Source organism: Phocaeicola fibrisolvens, assembly GCF_025567125.1.
GTDB lineage: Bacteria > Bacteroidota > Bacteroidia > Bacteroidales > Bacteroidaceae > Phocaeicola > Phocaeicola fibrisolvens.
Window position 1 is genome coordinate 74,094 of record NZ_JAOQJI010000012.1, and the last position, 23,501, is coordinate 97,594.

General features: G+C 47.5%; 19 protein-coding genes. 16 read left to right on the plus strand and 3 right to left on the minus strand.

All coding sequences use genetic code 11. The features are described 5' to 3' along the window. Positions 1 to 6: 6 nt before the first annotated feature. Together dprA and OCV81_RS07360 are read right to left on the minus strand one after the other, a co-directional pair. Positions 7 to 1,119, minus strand: a complete 1,113-nt coding sequence (dprA, locus tag OCV81_RS07355; RefSeq protein WP_148329467.1) for a DNA-processing protein DprA — start codon at positions 1,117 to 1,119, stop codon at positions 7 to 9. Then, positions 1,116 to 1,520, minus strand: a complete 405-nt coding sequence (locus tag OCV81_RS07360) for an acyl-CoA thioesterase (protein WP_022353072.1) — start codon at positions 1,518 to 1,520, stop codon at positions 1,116 to 1,118. The genes dprA and OCV81_RS07360 overlap by 4 nt, the downstream gene beginning before the upstream one ends. 58 nt (positions 1,521 to 1,578) lie before the next feature. Between OCV81_RS07360 and OCV81_RS07365 the strand changes: the two genes are divergently transcribed. From OCV81_RS07365 to OCV81_RS07390, 6 genes are all read left to right on the plus strand, one after another. Then, positions 1,579 to 2,517 carry a tRNA-dihydrouridine synthase family protein gene (locus OCV81_RS07365; protein ID WP_262640262.1) on the plus strand — a complete coding sequence of 313 codons (939 nt, stop codon included), beginning with the start codon at positions 1,579 to 1,581 and terminating at the stop codon, positions 2,515 to 2,517. Between the two features lie 101 nt (positions 2,518 to 2,618). Next, a complete protein-coding gene (locus tag OCV81_RS07370; protein ID WP_148329468.1) occupies positions 2,619 to 3,137 on the plus strand; it encodes an RNA polymerase sigma-70 factor in 519 nt (172 codons plus the stop codon). A 74-nt stretch (positions 3,138 to 3,211) separates the two neighbouring features. Next, complete coding sequence (locus tag OCV81_RS07375) at positions 3,212 to 4,021, plus strand: FecR family protein (RefSeq protein ID WP_148329469.1); 810 nt, start codon at positions 3,212 to 3,214, stop codon at positions 4,019 to 4,021. Continuing rightward, positions 4,021 to 6,621: a TonB-dependent receptor gene (locus OCV81_RS07380; protein WP_148329486.1), complete on the plus strand. Its 2,601-nt coding sequence runs from the start codon at positions 4,021 to 4,023 to the stop codon at positions 6,619 to 6,621. The genes OCV81_RS07375 and OCV81_RS07380 overlap by 1 nt, the downstream gene beginning before the upstream one ends. A gap of 54 nt (positions 6,622 to 6,675) precedes the next feature. Further along, positions 6,676 to 7,764: a DUF4249 domain-containing protein gene (locus OCV81_RS07385; protein WP_262640266.1), complete on the plus strand. Its 1,089-nt coding sequence runs from the start codon at positions 6,676 to 6,678 to the stop codon at positions 7,762 to 7,764. A gap of 44 nt (positions 7,765 to 7,808) precedes the next feature. After that, a complete protein-coding gene (locus tag OCV81_RS07390) occupies positions 7,809 to 8,423 on the plus strand; it encodes a hypothetical protein (RefSeq protein WP_262640267.1) in 615 nt (204 codons plus the stop codon). A gap of 216 nt (positions 8,424 to 8,639) precedes the next feature. On the opposite strand, the gene OCV81_RS07395 is transcribed toward OCV81_RS07390, so the two are convergent. Then, on the minus strand, positions 8,640 to 9,911 hold the full coding sequence (locus tag OCV81_RS07395) for a DUF2851 family protein (RefSeq protein WP_148329472.1): 1,272 nt from the start codon (positions 9,909 to 9,911) through the stop codon (positions 8,640 to 8,642). A gap of 83 nt (positions 9,912 to 9,994) precedes the next feature. On the opposite strand from OCV81_RS07395, the gene dapB reads away from it, so the two are divergent. From dapB to OCV81_RS07445, 10 genes are all read left to right on the plus strand, one after another. Next, on the plus strand, positions 9,995 to 10,750 hold the full coding sequence (gene dapB / locus OCV81_RS07400; RefSeq protein WP_148329473.1) for a 4-hydroxy-tetrahydrodipicolinate reductase: 756 nt from the start codon (positions 9,995 to 9,997) through the stop codon (positions 10,748 to 10,750). A gap of 2 nt (positions 10,751 to 10,752) precedes the next feature. Next, entirely contained in the window at positions 10,753 to 12,177 is a 1,425-nt protein-coding gene (locus OCV81_RS07405) for a S26 family signal peptidase (RefSeq protein WP_148329474.1), read from the plus strand. A gap of 4 nt (positions 12,178 to 12,181) precedes the next feature. Then, the gene (gene lepB / locus OCV81_RS07410) at positions 12,182 to 13,099 is read left to right on the plus strand and encodes a signal peptidase I (RefSeq protein WP_148329475.1); all 918 of its coding nucleotides are present in this window, start codon (positions 12,182 to 12,184) and stop codon (positions 13,097 to 13,099) included. A gap of 14 nt (positions 13,100 to 13,113) precedes the next feature. Then, on the plus strand, positions 13,114 to 13,764 hold the full coding sequence (locus tag OCV81_RS07415) for a WbqC family protein (RefSeq protein WP_148329476.1): 651 nt from the start codon (positions 13,114 to 13,116) through the stop codon (positions 13,762 to 13,764). A gap of 66 nt (positions 13,765 to 13,830) precedes the next feature. After that, complete coding sequence (locus OCV81_RS07420) at positions 13,831 to 14,505, plus strand: rhomboid family intramembrane serine protease (RefSeq protein WP_148329477.1); 675 nt, start codon at positions 13,831 to 13,833, stop codon at positions 14,503 to 14,505. Further along, positions 14,480 to 15,373, plus strand: coding sequence for a rhomboid family protein (locus OCV81_RS07425; protein ID WP_022353058.1), 894 nt, complete (start codon positions 14,480 to 14,482; stop codon positions 15,371 to 15,373). The genes OCV81_RS07420 and OCV81_RS07425 overlap by 26 nt, the downstream gene beginning before the upstream one ends. Positions 15,374 to 15,462: 89 nt before the next feature. Then, positions 15,463 to 16,428 (plus strand): endonuclease/exonuclease/phosphatase family protein, encoded by a 966-nt coding sequence (locus OCV81_RS07430; RefSeq protein ID WP_262640270.1) that lies wholly within the window; start codon positions 15,463 to 15,465, stop codon positions 16,426 to 16,428. 18 nt (positions 16,429 to 16,446) lie between these two features. After that, the gene (locus tag OCV81_RS07435) at positions 16,447 to 18,540 is read left to right on the plus strand and encodes a M3 family metallopeptidase (RefSeq protein ID WP_148329487.1); all 2,094 of its coding nucleotides are present in this window, start codon (positions 16,447 to 16,449) and stop codon (positions 18,538 to 18,540) included. Positions 18,541 to 18,745: 205 nt separating this feature from the next. Continuing rightward, positions 18,746 to 21,745 (plus strand): protein translocase subunit SecDF, encoded by a 3,000-nt coding sequence (gene secDF / locus OCV81_RS07440; RefSeq protein ID WP_148329479.1) that lies wholly within the window; start codon positions 18,746 to 18,748, stop codon positions 21,743 to 21,745. Positions 21,746 to 21,962: 217 nt separating this feature from the next. Further along, positions 21,963 to 23,321: a transposase gene (locus OCV81_RS07445; RefSeq protein WP_148329480.1), complete on the plus strand. Its 1,359-nt coding sequence runs from the start codon at positions 21,963 to 21,965 to the stop codon at positions 23,319 to 23,321. The last annotated feature ends 180 nt before the right edge of the window (positions 23,322 to 23,501 follow it).

The following is a 23,501-nucleotide window of genomic DNA, read 5'->3' on the forward strand; positions in this document are numbered from 1 at the left end:
GCCCGTTTATGTCATCTTATAGACTCCTCCTGCCAAAGCGCGGACCACGCCTTTCATTTCCAGATTGAACAGCAGGCTGGTCATGCGGTTGATAGCGATGTTGGTCTCCACCACGAGTGTGTTGACCTGAATGCCATCGGGGTGTTTCTTTAAATGAGTGACCACCTGTTCTTCTTCGGGTGTCAGTTCCGGGAAAAGCTGTCGCTGGACGACTTGGGGAACAACGGGGGTATGGTCCCAGTTCATGGCTTTTACCACGTCTTCTGCGCTCTGTATCAAGGCGGCGCGGTTTTTTTGTATCAGTACGTTGCAGCCCGTGGAGTAGGTATCGCCCACACGGCCCGGAAAGGCGAAACAGTCGCGCTGGTAGCTTTCGGCAATTTCCGCTGTAATCAAAGAACCTCCCTTGGGACCAGATTCCACCACGAGGGTGGCGTCGCTGAGCCCGGCTACGATGCGGTTGCGCTTCACGAAGTTTTGTCGGTCGGGATTGGTGCCGCTCATGAATTCGGTAAGCAGTCCGCCCTGCGTCAGCATTTCGGTAGCCGTGCGGCGGTGTACGGCAGGATAGATGCGGTCTAGCCCGTGAGCCAGTACGCCGACGGTGTCGAAGCCGCGGGAGAGGGCTTCCCGGTGGGCGTGAATATCAATGCCGTAGGCCAGTCCGCTCACAATCAGCGTGTCGGGCAGCAGAGTGCTGAGCTCCTGCATGAACCGCTGGCAGAGCGATTTGCCGTAGTCGGTGGCGTTTCGGGTACCCACGATGCTCAGAATGTGCCGGCTGTTCAAGTTGGCCGAGCCTTTGTAGAACAGCACGAGCGGGGCGTCGGGACATTCGCGGAGGCGGGAAGGATAGGTTTCGTCGTCTTCGGTCAGGCATTGAATCTGATGTTTCTGTGCAAACGACAGTTCAGCTTCGCACACGCGGAACACTTCGGTATGCTGGAAGGCGGTAGCTATCTTGGGTGACAGGCCGGGGATGAGGGCCGGCAGTTCGCGGGCATGTTCAAAAAGTTTTGTGGCACTTCCGGCAGCCTGAATCAGGTGGCGGGCACTTACCAGACCGATGCCGGGCAGAAGGGGCAGGGCCAAACGGCAGAGGAGTTCTTTTTCGTTCATTTCAGGTAAGGCGCAAAGATTTCATTGAACAGGGGGCTGTCGCCCAGTCGTCCGTTAATGACACACACGGTTTCTACGGTCGATTTGATGACGGGTTTCAGGTCGGGCAGACGGTAGATGTCCTGTACAAAGACGTATTTGATACCTTCTTTGCGGAGAGCCAGCCGGGAAATGAACTCGTCACCGCTGGTCAGCGGGGTCTTGAAGGCCATGTTCAGGCGGGCTACCACGGGGTCGATGCCTTGCTGGTGGAGCTGGGCGAAACTGACGCCGACGGAGGTCAGAAACTCATGGCGGGTATGCTCGATGTAGTGCTGGTAATTTGCGTTGTTGACGATTCCTTGCAGGTCACATTCATAGTCGCGGACCTTCATTTTCAGTTCAAAGATGTAATTCTCCATGCGGGTGAGATTTATGTATTTCTACAAAGATAAGGAATTATTCCTATATTTGCGGAATATGAAAGAGAATGTACCGGTAATTTATGCGGCCCCTTTGCAGGGCTTTACGGAAGCGGCGTGGCGCAATGCCCATGCGCAGTGCTTTGGAGGGGTGGAGGCTTATTATACACCTTTTGTGCGGCTGGAGAAGGGAGTCATCCGCAACAAGGACAGGCGTGACGTGTCGCCCGAAGAGAATACGGTGCCCCGGCTGATTCCTCAAGTAATTGTCTCGGAGCCGGAGGAGTTGAGACAGCTGACGGATTTTCTGGCAGGACTGGGCTATCGGGAGCTGGATGTGAACATGGGCTGCCCGTTTCCGCTGATTGTCCGCCGTGGAAAAGGAGCGGGTATCTTGTCTTCCCCGGAGAAAGTGGCGACTTTGTTGGAGACGATGAAAACCTTTCCGGAGATACGTTTTTCGGTCAAGATGAGATTAGGAGGACAGGAACCCAACGAATGGAGAGCGCTAGTGCCGTTGCTCAACGGTTCGTGTGTGACGCAGGTCACACTGCATCCACGTATCGGAAAACAGCAGTACAAGGGAACGGTCGACCGGGAGGCGTTCCGGGCGTTCTATGAGGCTTGTGAGTTGCCGTTGGTCTATAATGGCGATTTGCAGACGGTGGCCGACATCCGGGAGGTGTTGGAAGCATTTCCCCGGCTGAAAGGGGTGATGCTGGGAAGAGGCCTGCTGGCCAATCCGTCGTTGGCCCTTGCTTTCCGGGAGGGGGAGCTGTCGGAGGGCGAGTTAAAAGCTCGCGTAGCACGAATGCATCGGCTGATGTACCTGTACTACCATCGGGTGATAGAGGGCGGAGAAGCGCAGCTGCTGGCCAAGCTGAAGACCTGCTGGGAGTACCTGTTGCCGGATCTGGACAAGAAACGGCGGAAGGCCATCTTGAAGCGCAATCGCTTGGACGGGTATCTGCGGGCAGTGGAAGAGGCGTTGCGGTGAAAGGTATGAAGAACTGAAAAGACTTAACTTTTTTTACAGAAGTAGGATGGTGATTTTGGTATTTCCATCTGTCTCTATTTGAAATGGAAATCGATTTGCACATGGGAAGAGACAGATTAAATATAGATGAGTTGTTCAAGTTTTATTATAGACCTTTGTGTTTGTATGCCACACATTATGTACAGGACGTAGAGACGGCCAAAGATATCGTGCAGGATTGCTTTTCGTCTTTGTGGGAAAAGATGAATGATGAAAAGTCCTGTGAGGTAAGTAATATGAAGGCTTATTTGTATGTGATGGTGAAGAACCGTAGCTTGGATTATTTGAGTCAGGAAAATCTGTTCAAATCGGGAGTCTCGTTTACGGATTTAGAGGAAACCCTGTTGGATGAGGAGGTGGAGGAACGGAGTGTGATGGAGGCGCGAATGTGGACCGCCATAGATGCCTTGCCTGAGCGTTGCCGTGAGGTCTTTCTTTTGCATAAACGGGATGGCCTGAAGTATCAGGAGATTGCTGAAAGGTTTCATATTTCGGTTCATACAGTCGACAGTCATATTCAGAAGGCATTTCGTTTGATACGTGAGGGGGCATATAAAGTCTATCTATTTCTCTTTAACTAAAATTCAGGGTTCTCACGTAGTGATTTTTTGGGTTTCTATTGTCACAGGATTGAACGTATAATATCACCAGAAACATGAATGAATTAGAAGAAAAATGCCTTCGTTTTGTGTTGAGGCATTATCAAAAGAATAAATTGGACACACGGCAGGCTTTGAAAGTTTTCAAGGAAAAGCATGGAGTGGTTGGAAGGGCAGGCGGAAAGAACCGGTATTTCCTGACCTTATCCGGGTTGGCTGCGGCTATATTGTTGGCGTTTATTGTCTGGGTGGGCATATCTCCTGAGAAACAGTGGACAGAATTGGCAGCATACGAACATGCAGTAAAGTACCAGTTGCCGGACAGTTCGGTCGTTACGGTATATCCTTATTCCTCTATTTGTTTCCGTACAAAGGATTACGCAAAGGTATGTCGTGAAGTGAAATTGACGGGGAAAGCTGATTTTAGGATAAAAAGAGATTGTACCCGTCCGTTTAAGGTAATAGGAAAGTTGGCTGAAGTTCAAGTGTTGGGTACTTGTTTCGTAATGGATGAAAGCCGTGCGGATACCGCATGGGTTCAGGTGGAATCGGGAAAAGTACGGTTTTCTGTACTGGGTCAATCTGAAGGTCTGGAACTTCTGGCTGGAATGGAGGCACAAGTGGTAAAAGGTCAGCACGTTCCGCAAATCGTCCGTCGTCCGGATTCTGTAAAGAAAGGAAGTTTTGTGTTTGAGAATACTCCTCTTCCGAAAGTACTTGCAGTGCTTTCCCGTTATTATGGAGTAAAACTGGTAGCCGATCGGACAGACAAACGGTTGACAGCCAGTTTCGACGCACACAGTTTGGACGAAATCATCGAGATAATAGAAAAAGTATTAAAAGTGCATATTAAAAGACAAGTATGATGAGTACCTTGTGGACTGTGGCGGCTGTCTGTTTGTGTGTAGGGGGGCATCCTCGTTCAGAAACTTCTGAATTGAAGAAAGCAATCGTACAAATGCAAGACTTGTATCGCGTGAATTTCGTCTATGATTCTTCTTTGGAAGTGATGCGGTTATCTGGCATTTTTTCTTCTGGTAAGTCATTGAAGGAGAATCTGCAAACTGTCTTTTCCGGAACCGGAATCAAATGGGAGATAAAAGGCAGCTATGTCTTGTTGTTTAAATCGAGTCAGTACACTTTTTCAGGCCACGTGTGTCAGGATAATGGGGAATCACTTCTCAATGTCACGGTGTATGACCAGAATATGCATATTGGTACCTTGACGGATGAACATGGCTTTTTTAGTTTGACACTGCCGGAAGGAAAGCATACTTTGCGTTTCTCTTATGTAGGTTATGAAGAGGTGGTGAAAGAACTGGACCTGCGTTCAGATTATTCTGGCACGATTTATTTGAAGGAAAGTTCCACTGCATTGGAAGGGGTAGTGGTAACGGCCGATTTGAATACTTCTCTTTTTACGACTCAGACTGGAAAGGTTTCGTTGACTCCAGCACAGTTGAATACGGAATTTTCATTGTTCAGTTCACCGGATTTAGTCAAGGCGATTCAGCAGCTTCCCGGGGTATCTGCTGGCACGGAACTGCTCTCCGGCCTTTATGTACATGGGGGAAAGAATGATGAAAACTTATTCTTATTGGACGGCATGCCTCTCTATCAGGTGAATCATTTTGGAGGATTGTTTTCTGCATTTAATACGGATATAGTGAAGAATGTGGATTTTTACAAGAGTGGTTTCCCGGCACGTTACGGAGGGAGGCTTTCGTCTGTGACAGATGTCCGTATGAAGGAGGGGGACTTAAAGGAGTTTCATGGTATGGTCTCGTTGGGGCTGCTGGACGGAAGGCTACGTTTCGAAGGGCCTGTCATAAAGGAAAAAACTTCTTTTGTGTTCGGTATGCGCCGGAGTTGGTTGGACGTGCTTTCTGCTCCTGCTTTGCGGATTGCCAATCGTTTCTTTCCCGAAGAAGATATCAATGCCCGTTATGCTTTTCATGATATAAATGCGAAAATTACACATCGGTTTTCCAATGAGAGCAGGCTTTCTTTTAGTGTGTATTCTGGAAGAGATTTGTTTAAAATGAAGGATAAACAGCTTTTCCCGTCAGGAAATCTGCTCCATCAAGAGAAAGAACAGACCACGGATGAATATCATATCAGATGGGGAAATCTTTCTGCCGCGTTGTCATGGAATAATCAGTTCAATCATAAACTGACCGGTAATTTTTCTTTGGTATATGCCCGTAATCTGTCTAAATATGACTTCAGGTCAGATGATAGTTTTTATAAAGGGGAAGATGATAAAGAATATTCTGTGGACCGGATGCAGAGGGACAGTTATTCTACTATTGATGACGTAGGTTTTCGCATGGATTTTCATTACCTTCCTACGGCGAGTCATCATGTTCGCTTCGGAAGCGATTACTTGTATCATATCTATTGTCCGCAGCATACGCTATCACAGGATATAAGAGGTACGGAGGAAATGACGGATACGTTATTGTCATCCGTAGAGAGCCATTACAAGGGGAATGAATTCTCTTTTTATGCGGAAGACGATATGAGACTGACCCGGGAGCTGCGGATAAATCTGGGGGTACGTTATACCATGTATCAGGTTTCGGGAGCAGTATATCATTCGCTGGAGCCGAGAATATCGGCAAGCTATCGTCTGTTCAGTCGTACCACTTTGAAAGTTTCCTATACCGAGATGAGTCAGTTTGCTCACCAGTTATCCAATTCTTATTTAAACTTGCCGACCGATTGTTGGGTCCCTTCTACCTCCCGTATACGTCCTATGCGTTCGCGACAGGTGGCAGGTGGTGTGTACATGGAACTTCCGTGGAGGTTGCGCCTGGAGGTAGAAGGTTATTTCCGTACTACCAGCCGAATGTTGGAGTACGAGGCGGGAGGCAGTCTTACATTGCCTGCCGGAAACTGGGAGCAGGTGGTACGGGTGGGAGACGGCAAATCGTATGGGTTGGAAACATCGCTGGTGTATCATGATGAGCGGAACCTCTTTCAGGCTGGTTATACTTTGTCATGGAGCAAGCAAAAGTTTGATGACTTTTATTCCGGTTGGTATCCCAGCAAGTTTGACAATCGTCATAAACTGAATCTGGTCTATCGTCGTAAATTCAGCTGTCGAATGGATGTATATGCAGCGTGGACTTATCGTAGTGGTGACCATGCGACGGTTCCTACACAGTATGTGGAAAATCCTTGCCTGCCCGGTACCTCGCAACTGTCGGACTTAGAGCCGATGTATGGAAAACCTAACAATATTACTTTGCCTGCCTACCATCGGCTGGATGTGGGTATCAATTTCCGACGGACTACCAAGCGGGGATTCGAGCGAATCTGGAATGTGAGTATCTATAACGCCTATTGCCGTATGAATCCTTTTTATACTAAGATAGAACGGCAGGCCAACGGAAGTTTCAGAGGAAAGGCTATCGGGCTGTTCCCGATAATTCCTTCTTTTAGCTACACTTTAAATTTCTGAATCGGCATGCATTGGAATGTCATTGATTATAACAAATTTCTAAACATTGTATTTATGCATTTAAACAAACGGAATCTCATAGTAATACTTGCAGCCTTCAGTCTGTTGTCATCTTGTGTGTATCATTTTGACTTGGATGAAGTTTCAGAGATTCCTAAGTTAACGGTATATAGTTATCCTGGAAGTGGTGACACTATGGTGGTACGTCTTTCGTACAGTCTTCCGGTTCATGATAAAGGCAGAAAGATGTATGGATTAAAGGGTAGGGACATCCGCCTGGAAGTGAATGACCGTTCTGTTCCTTTGTGGTGGGCAGAGGATTCCTTGCCGGGAGTCCCCGCCAAAAGTTATTATGTGGTACAGTCCTATGAGACGGGCGACCGTGTCCGGCTGACTGCTTCGGTAGAAGGGGTGAAAGCGGTGTCTGCCTTTACTATTATTCCTGCTCCTTTCCCTTTAAACGCTGTCAAAATAGAACGAAAATCCTCTGAGTTGAATGTGCTCCAGCTTCAGATAAATTTTACCGATTATGCAAAAACTGAAAATTACTATGCGGTAACGGTCAAAGAAAGGGTAAAGTATTGGAAAGAGGGGACTTCGGAAGTGCATTATGGCAAACCGTCTTCTGCTTATATGGACTGGAGTGATGAGCCGATGTTGGATGCTTCTTCGGGTTTGGATGACATTTTTATGGGAAACTATGCGTACTATCAGAATCTGTATTTTTGGAGCGATGAGAAAATTCAGGGAAAGAATTACACACTTCGCCTGAATATGACTTACATACCTGATTACAAGACTTCTATTCAAGATGAAACTTTTATAAACAGAAAGCAATATAAGGTTTATTTATATAGTCTGTCTGAAGAGTTCTACCGTTATTTGAAATCGCTTAATGAGCAGAAGAATAATGAGTTGGGCAATGTGGAACTGGCTCCTATGCGGGCTACCTATACCAATGTGGAAAACGGTTTCGGGATGGTAGGGGGGTGCCGCTTGCGGCAAACGGAGTGGATAGATATGTCTGAATCTGAAACACGATCAGATTTTGACCATGCGGTGCTGAATGTAGGATATCAAGTGGATTCGATAAAAAAGAATCATCCGTTTATTTCGCTGAATGATGAATTGTGGAGTAAATAAAACAGAAACCAGATTAAAAATAATAACACTAATTGGAAATCAGTATGAAACGTTTATCTTTTTTCTTATTCCTTTTCTTTTTATGGATGACAGTTCGTGCACAGATGCTCCGTTCTTCAGGCCTGGTGCTTTATGGAGGGAAAAATACCGTAAACTACCAGATGGCTTCACCGGGGAAAGGATTGCCGCCTTTCGATTTGGCAAACTCCCGTTTGAGGTCTGATTTTACTTTGGGCGCCGGCTACCGCTGGCGGCTGAATTGTCCGGATACCGGCTGGTTGTTCGACTTGTCGTTATCGGCAAGATATGGCCGCTACAGCTATGGATTCCGTTATCTTTCTTCTGACGTGCATACGACGTATGTGGGCGGGGAAGGAATCCGTAATCTGTGGTCGGCATCTTTTGCTGGAAGTGTGGGACGGTACCTGTTTCGAGGATTGAATCTGTCGGTAGGAGTGGAACCCACTTTTTATTTTTATGACAAAAGTTTCTTCGACTTGCCGGTATTTGCAAGATTGGCGTATGACTTCAGATTCATGGAAGTGGCTGTGCAATACAAATGGGGTATGACAAGGAAGTTCAATATGCCTCCTTTCTTGCGTAACCGACTTTCAGGCTGGGAGTGTTCGGTCTATATTCCTTTGTCAGGACGGAAATGATTTTTTCCCGAAAGGGATGGCTGGATTCTCTATAAATTTCTGTAATGTATTGAGATATACAGCTTTATTTGCTGCCAGTACTTCCTTGGCAGTACTTGTCCACGAAAGTACTGTAGTACTTCAAAGAAAGTACTGGAGTACTGCCGAGGAAGTACTGAGAGACTGACTTTGATTGAAATGAAAGAGTCGTGTGTGAAGGGAGTAAATCTCCGGTTCTTAACTTTCTTTTTTCTTGAAATATTCGTACCCGATGCGGCAGAACAGGCATTTCTTCGGGTCGCAGTAGTTCTTTTTGAGTTGGATAAGGGCCTGGCTGTCGCCGGCATGGGCAGCGGAGAGGCCACATTCCTTCCACAGGCGGATGATGTAATTATTTTCCGGTTTCAGTTGTTCCAGCAGGTTGCTAGCCCGTTCGATGAGCCGTTCTTCCCCTTTGTGCTTTCCATAGGCATAAAGAAAAGGCACCACGGTGTTGATAATCAGGAGGTCGATGGATGCATCGCTGAGAGTCTTCGGACGGGCGGGCGACGGTTCGCCGAACACGTAGTGAGTGAGCCAGTAGAGAGAGGTACCTCCCCGCAACAGGTCGCGCAGCTCTTTCACGGTAGGAGCCAGCAGGAGCTGGGAAAGCATCCCCTGGGAATGATGATAGAGGTTGGCCAGCTGGGCGATGCGCACGTGTGGGAAATTGCCCGGGCGCATGCGGAGCATTTTCCACCGAAGGTGTTCGGAGGGCTGTAGCTCGAATTTGTGGGCCAGGTAGGCGTATTCCTTGGTAAGCTGGGCGGAATAGTCGTCGGACGGGAGTTCCTGCAACAGGCCGGCCTGCCCGAAGAAAATGGCTTCTATCTGAAAAAGATTATCGCGGTGTTTGTTGACGGCCTGTAAGGGAATGGTCTGGGCCCATTGTTCGAAGGCATCGCTGTTGGTGCCGAAACCGAAGTTGCGGGCCAGGGTGAGAAAGAAGGCCTGTTCCCAGTCGCCTTTGCTTTGGGTGAGCTGGGTCTGGATACGCTGTGTTTTCTGCTCGAAACGTTCCGTCTGCAAGCTGGAGAGCCAGCTGTGGAGCAGGAGTTTGGGCAGTTGGGGAATGAGGCGGTAGCAGGCCGGATAGTGACTGGTTTCAATCAGTTCTCGGTAGTTTTCCAGCAAGTAGGGCGGGTAGTGCAGTTCCATTTGTGGGATGGGTTCGCCATCCGTACGGAAGGTCTCTGCATCGATGTCGGAAGCCACGTGGAGAATCACGGAGTCGTAGGCACGGTCCAAGTGATGCTGGTGGCGTTTCCAGTCGGAGGCATGCACATGGATTTCTACATTGCCTACCCAAAGGATACCGTCTATCTTGATTTTTGCGTTGAAAAAGTCCGGACCGGCATTGGAATTGGGGAGTCCGGGGTCGATGACTTCCACGGTCTGCCCTTGGGTGGTGCATAACGGAGTGAGTGGAAAAAGCTTGTGCTTCCATACAAACTGGAGTAGATGTTCCATGTTAACGAGGTGTAAATGTCGGGTAAATGTAATGATTAATACTGAAAAACACTATCTTTGCGAATAAAATTATCAGCAGAATTATGAAAATTGCATTGATTGGATATGGAAAGATGGGAAAGGAAATCGAAAAGATAGCTCTTTCCAGAGGACACGAAATTGTCAGTATCATTGATATAAATAACCGGGAAGATTTTGCATCGGAAGCATTCCGTTCGGCAGATGTGGCTATTGAGTTCACGGCGCCATCGGTGGCTTATGGCAATTGCCTGGAGGCTTTTAAGAATGGAGTGAAGGTGGTGTCAGGCAGTACCGGATGGATGGCTGAACACGGGGAGGAAATGCGTCGCCTGTGTCAGGAAGAAGGAAAGACTTTGTTCTGGTCGTCCAATTTTAGCTTGGGAGTGGCCATTTTCTCGGCAGTCAACAAGTATCTGGCCAAAATCATGAATCAGTTCCCGAATTATGACGTGTCGATGGTGGAAACGCACCACGTACACAAGTTGGATGCACCGAGCGGTACGGCTATCACGCTGGCGGAAGGGATTCTGGAGAACCTGGACCGCAAACACAAATGGGTGATGGGTACGCTGACGGCTCCCGATGGAACCGTGACGGGTACGACCGATTGTGCGCCGGATGAATTGCCGGTAAGTGCCATCCGCGAAGGGGAAGTGCCGGGTATCCACACTATCAAGTACGAGTCGGAAGCCGATTCCATCGTGATTACACACGATGCAAAGAACCGCAAGGGATTTGCCTTGGGTGCGGTACTGGCAGCGGAATATACAGCCGGACACATCGGTTTCTTGGGTATGAATGATTTATTTCAGTTTTGAGTATGATACAAGCCTCACGTAAGCAATGGATAAAGTTCAGCATAGTGCTGGTGCTTTACCTGATTTTCCTGATTTGGTTGAAAAGCTGGCTGGGACTGATTGTGGTTCCGTTCATCTTTGATGCCTATATCTCCAAGAAGATTCCTTGGACATGGTGGAAGAAGTCGACCAACAAGACCGTGCTGACGGTGATGGGTTGGGTGGATGCCATCGTGTTCGCGTTGGTGGCGGTTTATTTCGTGAACCTGTATTTCTTCCAGAATTACGTGATTCCTTCGTCTTCACTGGAGAAATCGTTGCTGGTGGGCGACTACCTGTTTGTGAGCAAGATGAGCTATGGGGCCCGTATTCCGCAGACCCCGTTGCACATGCCGCTGACGCAGCATACGTTGCCGGTGTTCAACTGCAAGTCGTATCTGGAATGGCCGAAATGGGATTACAAGCGGGTGTCTGGTCTGGGGAAAGTGGAACTGAACGATATCGTAGTGTTCAATTTCCCGGCAGGCGATACGGTGGCTACCGGCAATCCGGCAGAGGATATCTACCGCATGAGCTATGCCATCGGCAAGCAGCTTTCGCAGCCCATCGACCTGGCCAGCTTGAACGTGGAACAGCAGCGTGAAGTGTATGACTATTATTATACGGTGGGCCGTAAATATATTGATGAGAATCCGCAGCTGTATGGCAAGGTGATTACACGTCCGGTAGACCGGAGAGAGAACTACGTGAAACGTTGCGTGGGATTGCCGGGACAGACGTTGCAGATTAAGAACCGGATTGTCTATCTGGACGGTAAACCGAACAAGGAGCCGGACAATGTACAGTATCGTTATTTCGTACATACGAAAGGCATGCTGCCGGAGGATTTGTGTCATGAGCTGGGTATCAGCAAGGAAGACCTGATGGGGTATTACACGGAAGAATCAGTGTACAACATGCCGCTGACCGAGAAGGCCAAAGCAGCTCTGTTGGCCCGGAAAGATTTGGTGACTTCCATCGAGAATGTACCGGACGACGATGCGGGCGGACTGTATCCCGACAACAAACTGACGGGATGGACGGTAGACAACTATGGGCCGATATGGATTCCGAAAAAAGGGGCTACCGTGGATTTGACATTGGACAACCTGCCGATTTATGAACGCCCTATCCGGAACTACGAGGGTAATAGTTTGGAAGTGAAGGACGGAAAGATTTACATCAACGGACAGGAAACAACGAAATATACCTTTAAGATGGATTATTACTGGATGATGGGAGACAACCGTCACAATTCGGCCGACTCCCGTTTCTGGGGTTTTGTGCCGGAAGACCATATCGTGGGTAAGCCGATTTTCATCTGGCTGTCACTGGATCAGGACCGCGGATGGTTTGACGGAAAGGTTCGCTGGAGTCGCCTGTTCAAGTTTGTAGATTCCATTAAATGAGTGTATGAACAAAGGAAAGTCCGGGTGGGGATGGTTGAAGGCAGCTGGCGTGGCGGTGCTGACCGTCTGGCTGGTGCGGACACTGCTTGTGACGACTTGTGTGATTCCTTCCTCCGGCATGGAGAATTCGCTTTACCAGGGGGAACGGATTCTGGTCAGCAAGTGGAGTTACGGGCTGCGTCTGCCTTTCTGTTCGCTCTTCGGCTATCACCGGCTGGTGGCTTCCCGTGCAAGGAAAGGGGATATCGTCTTGTTCAACAACCCGCACCCTGAGAATCCGAAGACAGGAATCGAGTGGCGTGAACTGTTTATCAGCCGTTGTATCGGTACGCCGGGCGATACGCTGATGCTGGACGCGGATTTGAATGATGTAGGCGGAAAGGTGTTGAGCCCGGATGCCAAGTCGCTGTATGCCTATCCGGTATCGACGGAGGACCTGATGCTGACGGTGCTGTCGGTACTGGGTATCAAAGGCAATACGCTGGTAGGATATACTTCCGACGGGGGGTATATCCGGAGTTTCAGCCAGTATGAATATTATTTGCTTTCGCAAAAGCTGGAAGGGCGGATTCCACTGGTTCCACTGGACGAGAAGAACCGTACGGAGGCGCATCCGTATGTGGTTCCGGCAAAGGGAGTACCGGTGAAGGTGTATCCGTGGAATGTGACGTTGCTGTGCAATACGATTGTGGCGCATGAGCACCAGCCGGCAGAAGTACGTCACGACACGTTGTGGGTGAAAGGAAAGCCGGTGGAGGCGTACACGTTCAGTAAGGATTACTACTGGATGGCTTCGAACGACCCCGTGAATATCTGTGATTCCCGCTTGTTCGGGCTGGTGCCGGAAGACCATCTGGTGGGAAAGGCCTGGCTAATCTGGTATTCCTCTCGGAAAGGACGTTTCGGACAGCGGGTGCAATGACTAAAAGAAAGAAAATGAAAGATGAAGTGATTTTAGGGTCGGCCTATCTGGCTCCCGTGGAATATTATACTAAACTTTTTGCTTATCCTTCGGTGTATGTGGAGCGGTATGACCACTACATGAAGCAGACCTACCGGAACCGCTGCGTGATTGCATCGGCCGACGGCCCGCTGGCATTGACCATCCCGACAGAAAAGGGGGATGACCTGAAATGCTTGATGAAGGATATACGTATTTCCGACCATGGCAACTGGTGGCACGTACATTGGAATGCTTTTGTGGCAGCTTACAAGCATAGTCCGTTCTTCGATTATTATGCGGATGAATTCCATCGGTTCTTTGAGCAGAAGTATGTGTTTTTGTTCGATTTCAACTTGGATTTGTGTGAGTGGGTGTGCCAACAAATTGATATGCAGCCCCGGCTGATACCGACCGACGATTATGTGGAGGAATCGGAGACTGCGGATGATTTCCGGGAACGGATTCATCCTAAACGGGATTTTCGGGAGGCGGACAAGGAGTTTGTGCCGAAACCTTATTATCAAGTATTTGACCAAAAACTCGGTTTTTTGCCTAACCTGAGTGTGATAGATTTATTGTTTAATATGGGACCAGAAAGTTTGCTAGTGTTACGCGACTCCATCGGTTCGTTCAATGAATTTTAAGAATACATATATCTTCAAACCGGATTTTATATTGTACATTTGCAACTGAATCAATGATTTAACAACATGAATAATCTTCCAACTGTAACGAAAAACCTGCTTATTATCAATGTGCTCTGTTTTCTTGGGATGTTTGTGGCCCGGAAATACGGAGTAGATATAGAGAATCTGCTCGGACTTCACTTTTTTCTGGCTTCCGATTTTAATTTGGTACAGCTTATTACGTATATGTTCATGCATGCCAATTTCTCACATATTTTCTTTAATATGTTTGCGGTATGGATGTTCGGACGGGTGCTGGAACAGGTATGGGGGCCTAAACGTTTCCTGACCTATTATATGGTTTGTGGTATTGGTGCCGGTCTGATTCAGGAACTGGTGCACTACGTGGAATATGCCCTGGTATGGTCGAATTATACCTCCGTAGATACGGGTATAGGAGTGATTCCGATGGATGTGTTTCTGAACCAATTGACTACGGTGGGAGCTTCGGGGGCCGTGTATGGTATATTGCTGGCTTTTGGTATGCTGTTTCCTAATAGTCAGATGTTTGTATTTCCTATTCCAATGCCTATCAAGGCGAAGTTTTTCGTCATCGGATATGCCGTTTTGGAACTGGTGTTAGGATTGGGAGGCAACGACGGAGTGGCTCATTTTGCACATTTGGGCGGTATGCTGTTTGGCTTGATACTGATAATTTACTGGAGAAAGAAGAATGGCAACGGACGGATTTATTACTGATTTGAAACGGAAATTTCAGCAAGGTGACATTGCAGTACGACTGGTATATGTCAACGTCGCTGTGTTTCTGGTCGTAACGGTGGTGCAGATTTTTCTGACCTTGTTTAATGTGCCTTCATCGCCTTGGATGCATTTTTTGGAACTACCGGCTTGGATGGAAGCGTTTATCCGTCAGCCTTGGTCGTTGATTACTTATATGTTTATGCATGCCGGTGTGTTGCATATTTTGTTCAACATGCTGTGGCTTTTCTGGTTTGGCCGCTTGTTTTTGGCGTTTTTCTCAGCCAAGCACCTGCGTGGGTTGTATTTCTTGGGAGGTATTTGTGGAGGATTGCTTTATATGTTGGCCTACAATGTCTTTCCTTATTTTCAGGACGCGGTGTACTCGTCTTACCTACTGGGGGCATCGGCCTCGGTACTGGCCATTGTGGTGGCGGTAGGTGTACGTGAGCCGAATTATCCGGTGCAGTTCTTGTTTATCGGTACGGTTCGTCTGAAATATGTAGCACTGTTCATGGTGGTGCTTGATTTGCTGTTCATGACTTCTGGAAATGCAGGCGGACACATCGCACATTTGGGAGGTGCATTGGCCGGATGGTGGTTTGCGGCCGGACTACAAAGTGGGCATGACGCTACGAAATGGATAAACAGGGTTTGTGACTGGTTAGTGGGGCTGGCGCATCCGGTAAAAAGAAAGCCCAAGATGAAAGTACATTATGGAGGGCGCCAGTCAGATTACGAGTACAATGCCCAGAAGAGACAACGTGAAGCAGAAGTGGACCGAATCTTGGATAAATTGCGGAAGTCAGGATACAATAGCCTGACCGATGATGAAAAGAAGAGATTATTTGATGCCAGTAAAAAATGAATATTTGGGGACATACTGTTAAGGGAGTGCTTTTACTCGGCAATGTCGGGGTGGGAATAGGATTCTTGTGTTGTGCATATAGTCCTTCTATGTCACCCGTTGCACATCCAATTCTTTCGTGTGCGGGATTATTTTTTCCTTTTTTGCTATTATCCGTTTTGGTGTTTATTCCAATATGGTTTTTTTATTGTCGGAAATATGTTTGGGTTCCATTGATATTTTTGGTGGCAGGGGGTGGAGCAATCTTGACATATACGCCATTTCGGAGTGCAGAAGAAACGGCGAAGGGAGAGGTGTTGAAGTTTTTGACCTATAATGTCATGGGAATGCAAGGGGATACCGAAGATGAGTCTCATCCGATACAGACCTACATTCAGCAGAGTGATGCCGATGTGGTTTGTTTGCAGGAATTTCATTGGGACAATGAAAAGATAAAAAAAGAATTTCCGATGTATCCGTATGTGCGAAGTCTGGAAGTTGGGAATGGGAATAAAATGGGATGTTTGTCACGATTCCCTATTCTTTCGGTAGAACCTGTCGTTTATAAGAGCGTGACGAATGGTAGCTTTATACTTCGTTTGAAAATGGAAAGTGATACACTAGTTGTAGTGTGCAATCATCTGGAATCGAATAAATTGGATGCACACGACAAGGAGGTATATGAAGGCCTTCTTAAATCGCCGGAAGAACAGAATGTAAAGGCTGATGGAAAATACCTTTTGCGCAAACTGGCCGATGCGGCGGTGATTCGGGCACCTCAGGCTGACTCTGTGGCACAGGCAATCTCTCGTCAGTCATCAAAGTACCTGATGGTGTGTGGTGACTTTAATGATTCTCCTATTTCGTATGCACATCATACGATAGGCAGGGGATTGACAGATGCGTATCGTGAGGCTGGGTGGGGACCAGGATTCTCTTATAACCGGAACTTCCTCTATTTTCGTATCGACCACATGTTTGTAAACAAAGGTTTCCGAGTGTTGAAATGTAGGGTAGATAATTCCATTTCGGCTTCCGACCATTATCCACTGTGGTGCCTGGTAGAGAAATTATAACCTGATAAAAACAATATGATGAAGAATTTATTTTTTGCAGCCGCTATGAGTTGTATGGTATGTGCCTGCGGACAGCAGGCAGCTGATACGGACAATCCGTTTCTGACTGAGTTTGAAACGCCTTATGGCACGCCGGATTTCAACCGGATTAAGGTGGAGCATTATGAACCGGCCTTTCTGAAAGGCATTGAGCAGCAGAATCAGGAAATCAAGGCCATTGTGGAGAATCCGGAAGAACCGACTTTCGAGAATACCATCGTGGCATTGGATAACAGTGGGGAAATCCTGGCTCGGGTGAGTGGGGTGTTCTTTGCTTTGACTGAAGCCGATACAAACGATGAACTGATGGCACTGGAGGGCAAAATCGCTCCAATGTTGTCTGAACATAGTGACAATATTTTCCTGAATCAGGATTTGTATAAGCGGGTAGCTGCCGTGCATGCGCAGGAGGAGGCCGGAAAAATCACGCTGACTACTGAGCAGCATTATCTGCTGGATAAATATTACAAGGAATTTATCCGTTCGGGTGCGGGATTGGATGCCCAGAAACAGGAGCGTCTGCGCGAAATCAACAAACAGTTGTCTACGCTGACCATTGAATTCGGCAACCATGTATTGGCTGATAACAACGATTATCTGCTGGTGGTAGACAAGAAAGAAGACTTGGCCGGTCTGCCGGAAGCGGTGATTGAAGGAGCGGCTCATGAAGCAAAAGCGCACGGAAAGGACGGAAAATGGGTATTTACTTTGCAGGAATCCAGCCGTACACCGTTGCTGCAGTATGCACAGAACCGTGAGTTGAGAAAGAATATTTATCAGGCTTATACCAGTTTGGGCAACCGGGGCAATGCCAACGACAACAAGGACGTGTTGAAACAGGTGTTGGCACTCCGTCTGGAAAAGGCACAGCTGATGGGATTCAGTAACTATGCGGAATACCAGTTGTCCGACAACATGGCCAAGACACCTCAGAATGCGTTGGATTTATTGTATGGATTGTGGAAATATTCCATCAAGAATGCCGAGGCTGAGGCTGCAGAGCTCCAGAAAATCATGGATCGTGAAGGAAAAGGCGAGAAACTGGAAGCATGGGACTGGTGGTATTATGCCGAGAAACTCCGTCAGGAAAAATATAGTCTGAACGAAGATGAAATCAAGCCTTATTTCAGTCAGGAAGATGTGTTCAATGGTTTGTGCATGGTAGTGAACAAGCTGTATGGCATCACACTCACTCCATGTGACTCCATCTCGGTGTACAATAAAGACGTGAAAACTTACATTGTGAAGGATGCGGACGGCTCGCTTCTAGGTGTGTTCTACAGTGACTATATGCCACGTGCCAGCAAGCGGAGTGGTGCTTGGATGAGCAACTTCCGTGAAGAACAGGAAGGTGTCCGCCCGTTGATTTACAATGTGGCCAGCTTTACCAAACCGGCCGGTGACATTCCGTCATTGCTGACCATTGATGAGGCTCGTACGATGTTCCATGAATTCGGACATGCCCTGCACGGTTTGCTGACACAGTGTAAGTATAAAGGCGTATCCGGTACTTCGGTGGCACGTGACTTTGTGGAACTTCCTTCGCAGATTATGGAACACTGGGCTGTGGCTCCGGAGGTGCTGAAGATGTATGCCAAGCATTATAAGACCCGTGAGGCCATTCCGGATTCTTTGATTGCCAAGATTGAGAACCAAGCCTTGTTCAACCAAGGATTCATGACGACCGAGTTGCTGGCTGCCGCTATTCTGGATATGGAGATGCACTGCCTGACCACCATGGAAGGCTTTGACGTACTACAGTTTGAAAAGCAGCTGATGGATAAAATCGGTCTGATTCCGCAAATCGCACCTCGTTACCGCTCTACTTACTTCAATCACATCATGGGCGGTTATGCGGCCGGATACTATTGCTATCTGTGGGCAGAACGTCTGGATACGGATGCGTTTGAAGCGTTCAAGGAGCATGGATTGTTTGACCAGGCTACGGCTACTTCCTTCCGCAAGAACATCTTGGAAAAAGGTGGTTCCGACGATCCGATGAAACTGTATGTCACTTTCCGTGGGGCAGAGCCTAGCATTGAACCGCTGTTGGAGGCACGTGGATTGAAATAAAATGTCTGAAAGACAGGGAATATCCTGTACTTTATAAATAAAAGAAGGAGCTATTGCTTAATTTTTGCAAGCGATAGCTCCTTTTTTAGGCTCTATGGCTTAAATATTTACAATGGTTTCCGCATATCTAATGAAAAAAAACTATATTTGCAACCTTGAATAAACGTATCAAATTTTAAAAGTAAATATAATAAATTAAAGTAACATGCAAAACAAAGGATTTGTAAAGGTTTTTGCGGTATTACTGACCCTTGCGTGTGCTTTTTACCTTTCATTCTCATTCGTTACCCGTTATCAGATGAACAAGGCGGCTGAGGACCCGAAGGGTTCGGCACATTACCTGGATTCCATGCAGAATCAGAAGGTGTGGTTGGGGATTTACACGCTGAAACAATGTCGTGAGATGGAAATCGGGTTGGGTTTGGACCTGAAAGGTGGTATGAACGTCATTCTGGAGGTTTCCGTACCGGACGTAGTGAAGGCGTTGGCCGACAACAAACCGGATGAAGCCTTTAACAAGGCTGTGGCTGAAGCTGCCAAATTGCAGATTAACAGTCAGGAAGATTTCGTGACCCTGTTTATCAGAGAATACAAGAAACTGGCTCCGGAAGGCAAACTTGCTGAACTTTTTGCCACCCAGCAGTTGAAAGACAAAGTGAATACCCGTAGTACAGATGCAGAAGTTGAGAAAGTATTGCGCGAGGAAGTAAAAGCTGCCGTAGACAACTCTTACAATGTTTTGCGTACACGTATCGACCGTTTTGGTGTGGCTCAGCCGAACATCCAGACACTGGAAGGAAAGATGGGCCGTATCATGGTGGAACTGCCGGGTATCAAGGAACCGGAACGTGTGAGAAAACTCTTGCAGGGTTCTGCCAACCTGGAATTTTGGGAAACTTTCGAAGCAAAAGATATCGTGCCGGTATTGGCTTCTGCCGACAACCGTGCCCGTGGCTTGCTGAACAACGAGGCTCCTGCTGATTCTGTACAGGCTGAAGCCGATACGACTGCAGTGGCTCAGGCTTCTGCCGTTTCTGCCAAAGACAGCTTGACGGCTGCCCTGAAGGGAGAGACACCGGCTGCTTCCAGTGCAGATATGGAACAGATGAAGAAAGAACATCCGTTGTTGTCTGTACTGCAGCTGAACCAGAGCGGAGTAGGTTGTATCGTAGGTTATGCCGATTATAAAGATACAGCGGATGTGAACCGCATTCTGAACATGAAGGCCGTGAAGGAAGTGATGCCGCGCGACCTGAAACTGATGTGGGGTGTGAAAGCTTCCGATATGGACAAGACCGGACGTATCTTCGAATTGTATGCCATCAAGTCGACTGAACGTAACGGACGTGCGCCGTTGGAAGGTGATGTAGTAACAGACGCCAAAGACGAATATGACCAGTTCAACAAGCCGTGCGTCAGCATGTCAATGAACACAGAAGGTTCTCGTCGTTGGGCTGCCCTGACAAAGAAGAACATCGGTAAGGAAATCGCCATCGTATTGGATGGATATGTATACAGTGCACCGCGTGTAAACTCTGAAATTACCGGTGGTAATTCACAGATTACGGGTAACTTTACTCCGGAAGTCACAAAAGACTTGGCCAACGTGTTGAAATCCGGTAAGATGCCGGCTCCGGCTCGTATCGTACAGGAAGACATCGTAGGTCCGTCTTTGGGACAGGAATCTATCAACCAGGGTATCGTATCCTTCATCGTGGCTTTGATTGTCTTGATGGCTTACATGTGTGTGATGTACGGATTCATTCCGGGTATGGTGGCCAACGGTGCGTTGTTCATCAACTTCTTCTTCACACTGGGTATCCTTTCCTCTTTCCAGGCTGCCTTGACGATGTCTGGTATCGCCGGTATGGTGTTGTCACTGGGTATGGCCGTGGATGCGAACGTATTGATTTATGAACGTACGAAAGAAGAGCTTCGTGCAGGCAAGGGAACCAAGCAGGCTTTGGCCGAAGGTTACAAGAACGCGTTCTCTGCCATCTTCGACTCTAACTTGACTTCTATCATCACAGGTGTTATCCTGTTCAACTTCGGTACCGGTCCGATTCGTGGTTTTGCCACTACCTTGATTATCGGTATCCTCTGTTCGTTCTTCTCAGCCGTGTTCTTGACTCGTCTGGTTTACGAACACTTTATGAATAAGGACAAATGGTTGAACCTGACATTCACTACAGGCGTTTCAAAGAACCTGATGCAGAATGTACACTATAACTTCATGGGTATCACCAAACGTTCGTTTACGATTTGGGCGATTATCATTGTAGTATGTATCGTTTCTTTCTTTGTACGCGGACTGGCACAGAGTATCGACTTCACCGGTGGACGTAACTTCGTGGTTCAGTTTGAACAGGTGGTACAGCCGGAAACCGTACGTGACCTGCTGCAGCCGAAAGTGGGAGATGCCAACGTACAGGCCATTGCCTTGGGTACAGACGGTAAAACAATCCGTGTGACGACCAACTACCGCATCAACGAAGATTCTCCGACAATCGATGCCGAAATCGAAGAGTTCCTTTACAATGCATTGAAAGAAGGTAACTTGCTGGGCAAGGGTACTACGCTCGAAATCTTCATCGACCGTGATAACCGTGCCGGAGGTTCTATCATCAGTTCTCAGAAGGTAGGTCCTAGCATCGCCGATGATATTAAGACTTCAGCTGTATGGTCAGTGGCACTGGCCTTGATTGCCATTGGTCTGTATATCTTGGTTCGTTTCAACAACATTGCCTTCAGTATTGGTGCTACGGTTGCATTGACGGTAGATACTGTGCTGATTATCGGAGCATACTCCTTGTGTCACGGATGGATGCCGTTCTCTCTGGAAATAGACCAGACATTCATCGGAGCCATCCTGACTGCAATCGGTTATTCTATCAATGATAAGGTGGTTATCTTCGACCGTGTGCGTGAGTTCATCGGCTTGTATCCGAAACGTGACCGTACGCAATTGTTCAACGATTCGCTGAACACCACTTTGAGCCGTACCATCAACACTTCTTTGAGTACCTTGATTGTGTTGCTGAGTATCTTCATCCTGGGTGGTGACAGTATCCGTAGCTTTGCATTCGCCATGATTCTGGGTGTGGTAATCGGTACATTGTCTTCTTTGTTCGTGGCTGCCCCGGTAGCTTACCTGACTATGGGACACAAGATGCCGAAACAAGTAGGTGAAGTAGAAGAAGCATAATAAGAATCTGATATAATGTTTGAAGAACGGCTGTTTTCCGCGTGAAGACAGCCGTTTTTTTAGGGACATTCAGTAGGGACATTCAGTAAATAATATAAAATTAGCCAACTAATTCATACACAAAGTGTTGCGAATTAGCTGGCTTTTTTGTATCTTTAGGTATTCCCCCGAAAATGAGGTTTGGCAGCCAAAACGGGGGAAATACTCCAACCAAGATATGGCAAAAGTACAAAATATTTCAGAAATTCACCCTACTTTGGGCTTTACAGAATTTGATATTCTGGAAAAATACCGCAAGAGTTTTAACGAGAGTGAGCTTGGCAGGCTTCACTCGGTGTTTCCGTTTGAGCGTATGGCAAAAGCCCTGGGCCTGTCGGAACAGCGACTGGGACGCAGGAACATCTTCAGCCCTGCGGCAAAGATTGCCCTCATGGTCCTGAAGGCATACACCGGATTCTCCGACAGACAGCTGGTGGAACATCTGAACGGTAACATACACTACCAGATGTTCTGCGGAATCATGATAGACCCGTCCTTTCCCATAACCAACTACAAGATAGTCAGTGCCATCCGCAATGAGATGGCATCCCGTCTTGACATTGAATCCCTCCAGGAAGTGCTGGCCTCACACTGGAAGCCTTATCTTGAGAACCTTCACGTGTGCATGACCGATGCCACATGCTACGAAAGCCACATGCGTTTTCCCACAGACATGAAACTCCTTTGGGAAAGCCTCTCATGGCTCTACAGGCATATGTGTCGTCATTGCAGGAATCTGGGCATAAGACGTCCGCGCAACAAATATGATGATGTTGCCAAGGCTTATCTGTCCTACTGTAAGAAAAGAAAGAGAAAGGCATCAAGGACAAGGATGCTCAAGCGTCGTATGATCAGGCTTCTTGAAAAACTTCTCATGCAGTGGGATGGAATTCACAGGGAGCATGGGGGCTCACTCCGGTATACTCAGGATTACCGGAAGCGGCTTTCCATCATCAGAAAGGTTCTTGTACAGGAAAAGGAAATGTTTGAAGGACGGAAAGTCAGTGACCGTATCGTCAGCATTGACCGTCATTATGTACGTCCCATCGTAAGAGGCAAGGAAACGAAATCCGTCGAGTTCGGTGCGAAGGTCAACAATATACAGATAGACGGCATATCGTTCATCGAACACCTCTCGTTCAAGGCTTTCAACGAGGGCATACGCCTGAAGGACTGCATCCGCATGCAGCAGAAGCTCATGAACGTGAGGGTAAGATGCGTGGCAGCCGATTCCATCTATGCCAATAACGCCAACAGGAAGTTCTGTACGAAATACGGAATCTCCACTTCCTTCGTACGCAAGGGAAGGGCGGCCAGGGATGAATTCTTGAGGAAGGTTCTCAGAAGTGAACTTTCAAGGGAGAGGGCCACCCGGCTTGAAGGCAGCTTCGGCACACAGAAGCAGCATTACTCGCTCTCGAGGATAAGGGCACGGAACAGGAAGACGGAAATCCTGTGGATTTTCTTCGGAATACATACGGCAAATGCCGTACTGATGATTGACAGAATCAGGAACAGGACAGTTAAAGCGGCATGATATGATTTTACTGACAGAATAAGAAGAGGTCATTTGGCTTCTTCAGGAGTGTTATGTCCTGTCGGATAGAATTATGTGAGAATACACGAAAAAATGACAATAAAAATGGCATATGAAAATGATAGACCATAATCACTTCATATGCCATTTTATTTTTGGGGGACATTTACTGAATATCCC

Bases quoted from the DNA above. Each gene is read 5' to 3' on its own strand.
- OCV81_RS07380 (WP_148329486.1), top strand. From the start codon at position 4,021: ATGAGTACCTTGTGGACTGTGGCGGCTGTCTGTTTGTGTGTAGGGGGG.
- secDF (WP_148329479.1), top strand. From the start codon at position 18,746: ATGCAAAACAAAGGATTTGTAAAGGTTTTTGCGGTATTACTGACCCTT.
- OCV81_RS07360 (WP_022353072.1), bottom strand. From the start codon at position 1,520: ATGGAGAATTACATCTTTGAACTGAAAATGAAGGTCCGCGACTATGAA.
- OCV81_RS07435 (WP_148329487.1), top strand. From the start codon at position 16,447: ATGAAGAATTTATTTTTTGCAGCCGCTATGAGTTGTATGGTATGTGCC.
- OCV81_RS07370 (WP_148329468.1), top strand. From the start codon at position 2,619: ATGGGAAGAGACAGATTAAATATAGATGAGTTGTTCAAGTTTTATTAT.
- OCV81_RS07365 (WP_262640262.1), top strand. From the start codon at position 1,579: ATGAAAGAGAATGTACCGGTAATTTATGCGGCCCCTTTGCAGGGCTTT.
- lepB (WP_148329475.1), top strand. From the start codon at position 12,182: ATGAACAAAGGAAAGTCCGGGTGGGGATGGTTGAAGGCAGCTGGCGTG.
- OCV81_RS07430 (WP_262640270.1), top strand. From the start codon at position 15,463: ATGTCACCCGTTGCACATCCAATTCTTTCGTGTGCGGGATTATTTTTT.
- OCV81_RS07420 (WP_148329477.1), top strand. From the start codon at position 13,831: ATGAATAATCTTCCAACTGTAACGAAAAACCTGCTTATTATCAATGTG.
- OCV81_RS07415 (WP_148329476.1), top strand. From the start codon at position 13,114: ATGAAAGATGAAGTGATTTTAGGGTCGGCCTATCTGGCTCCCGTGGAA.
- OCV81_RS07390 (WP_262640267.1), top strand. From the start codon at position 7,809: ATGAAACGTTTATCTTTTTTCTTATTCCTTTTCTTTTTATGGATGACA.
- OCV81_RS07445 (WP_148329480.1), top strand. From the start codon at position 21,963: ATGGCAAAAGTACAAAATATTTCAGAAATTCACCCTACTTTGGGCTTT.
- OCV81_RS07385 (WP_262640266.1), top strand. From the start codon at position 6,676: ATGCATTTAAACAAACGGAATCTCATAGTAATACTTGCAGCCTTCAGT.
- OCV81_RS07395 (WP_148329472.1), bottom strand. From the start codon at position 9,911: ATGGAACATCTACTCCAGTTTGTATGGAAGCACAAGCTTTTTCCACTC.
- OCV81_RS07405 (WP_148329474.1), top strand. From the start codon at position 10,753: ATGATACAAGCCTCACGTAAGCAATGGATAAAGTTCAGCATAGTGCTG.
- OCV81_RS07375 (WP_148329469.1), top strand. From the start codon at position 3,212: ATGAATGAATTAGAAGAAAAATGCCTTCGTTTTGTGTTGAGGCATTAT.
- OCV81_RS07425 (WP_022353058.1), top strand. From the start codon at position 14,480: ATGGCAACGGACGGATTTATTACTGATTTGAAACGGAAATTTCAGCAA.
- dapB (WP_148329473.1), top strand. From the start codon at position 9,995: ATGAAAATTGCATTGATTGGATATGGAAAGATGGGAAAGGAAATCGAA.
- dprA (WP_148329467.1), bottom strand. From the start codon at position 1,119: ATGAACGAAAAAGAACTCCTCTGCCGTTTGGCCCTGCCCCTTCTGCCC.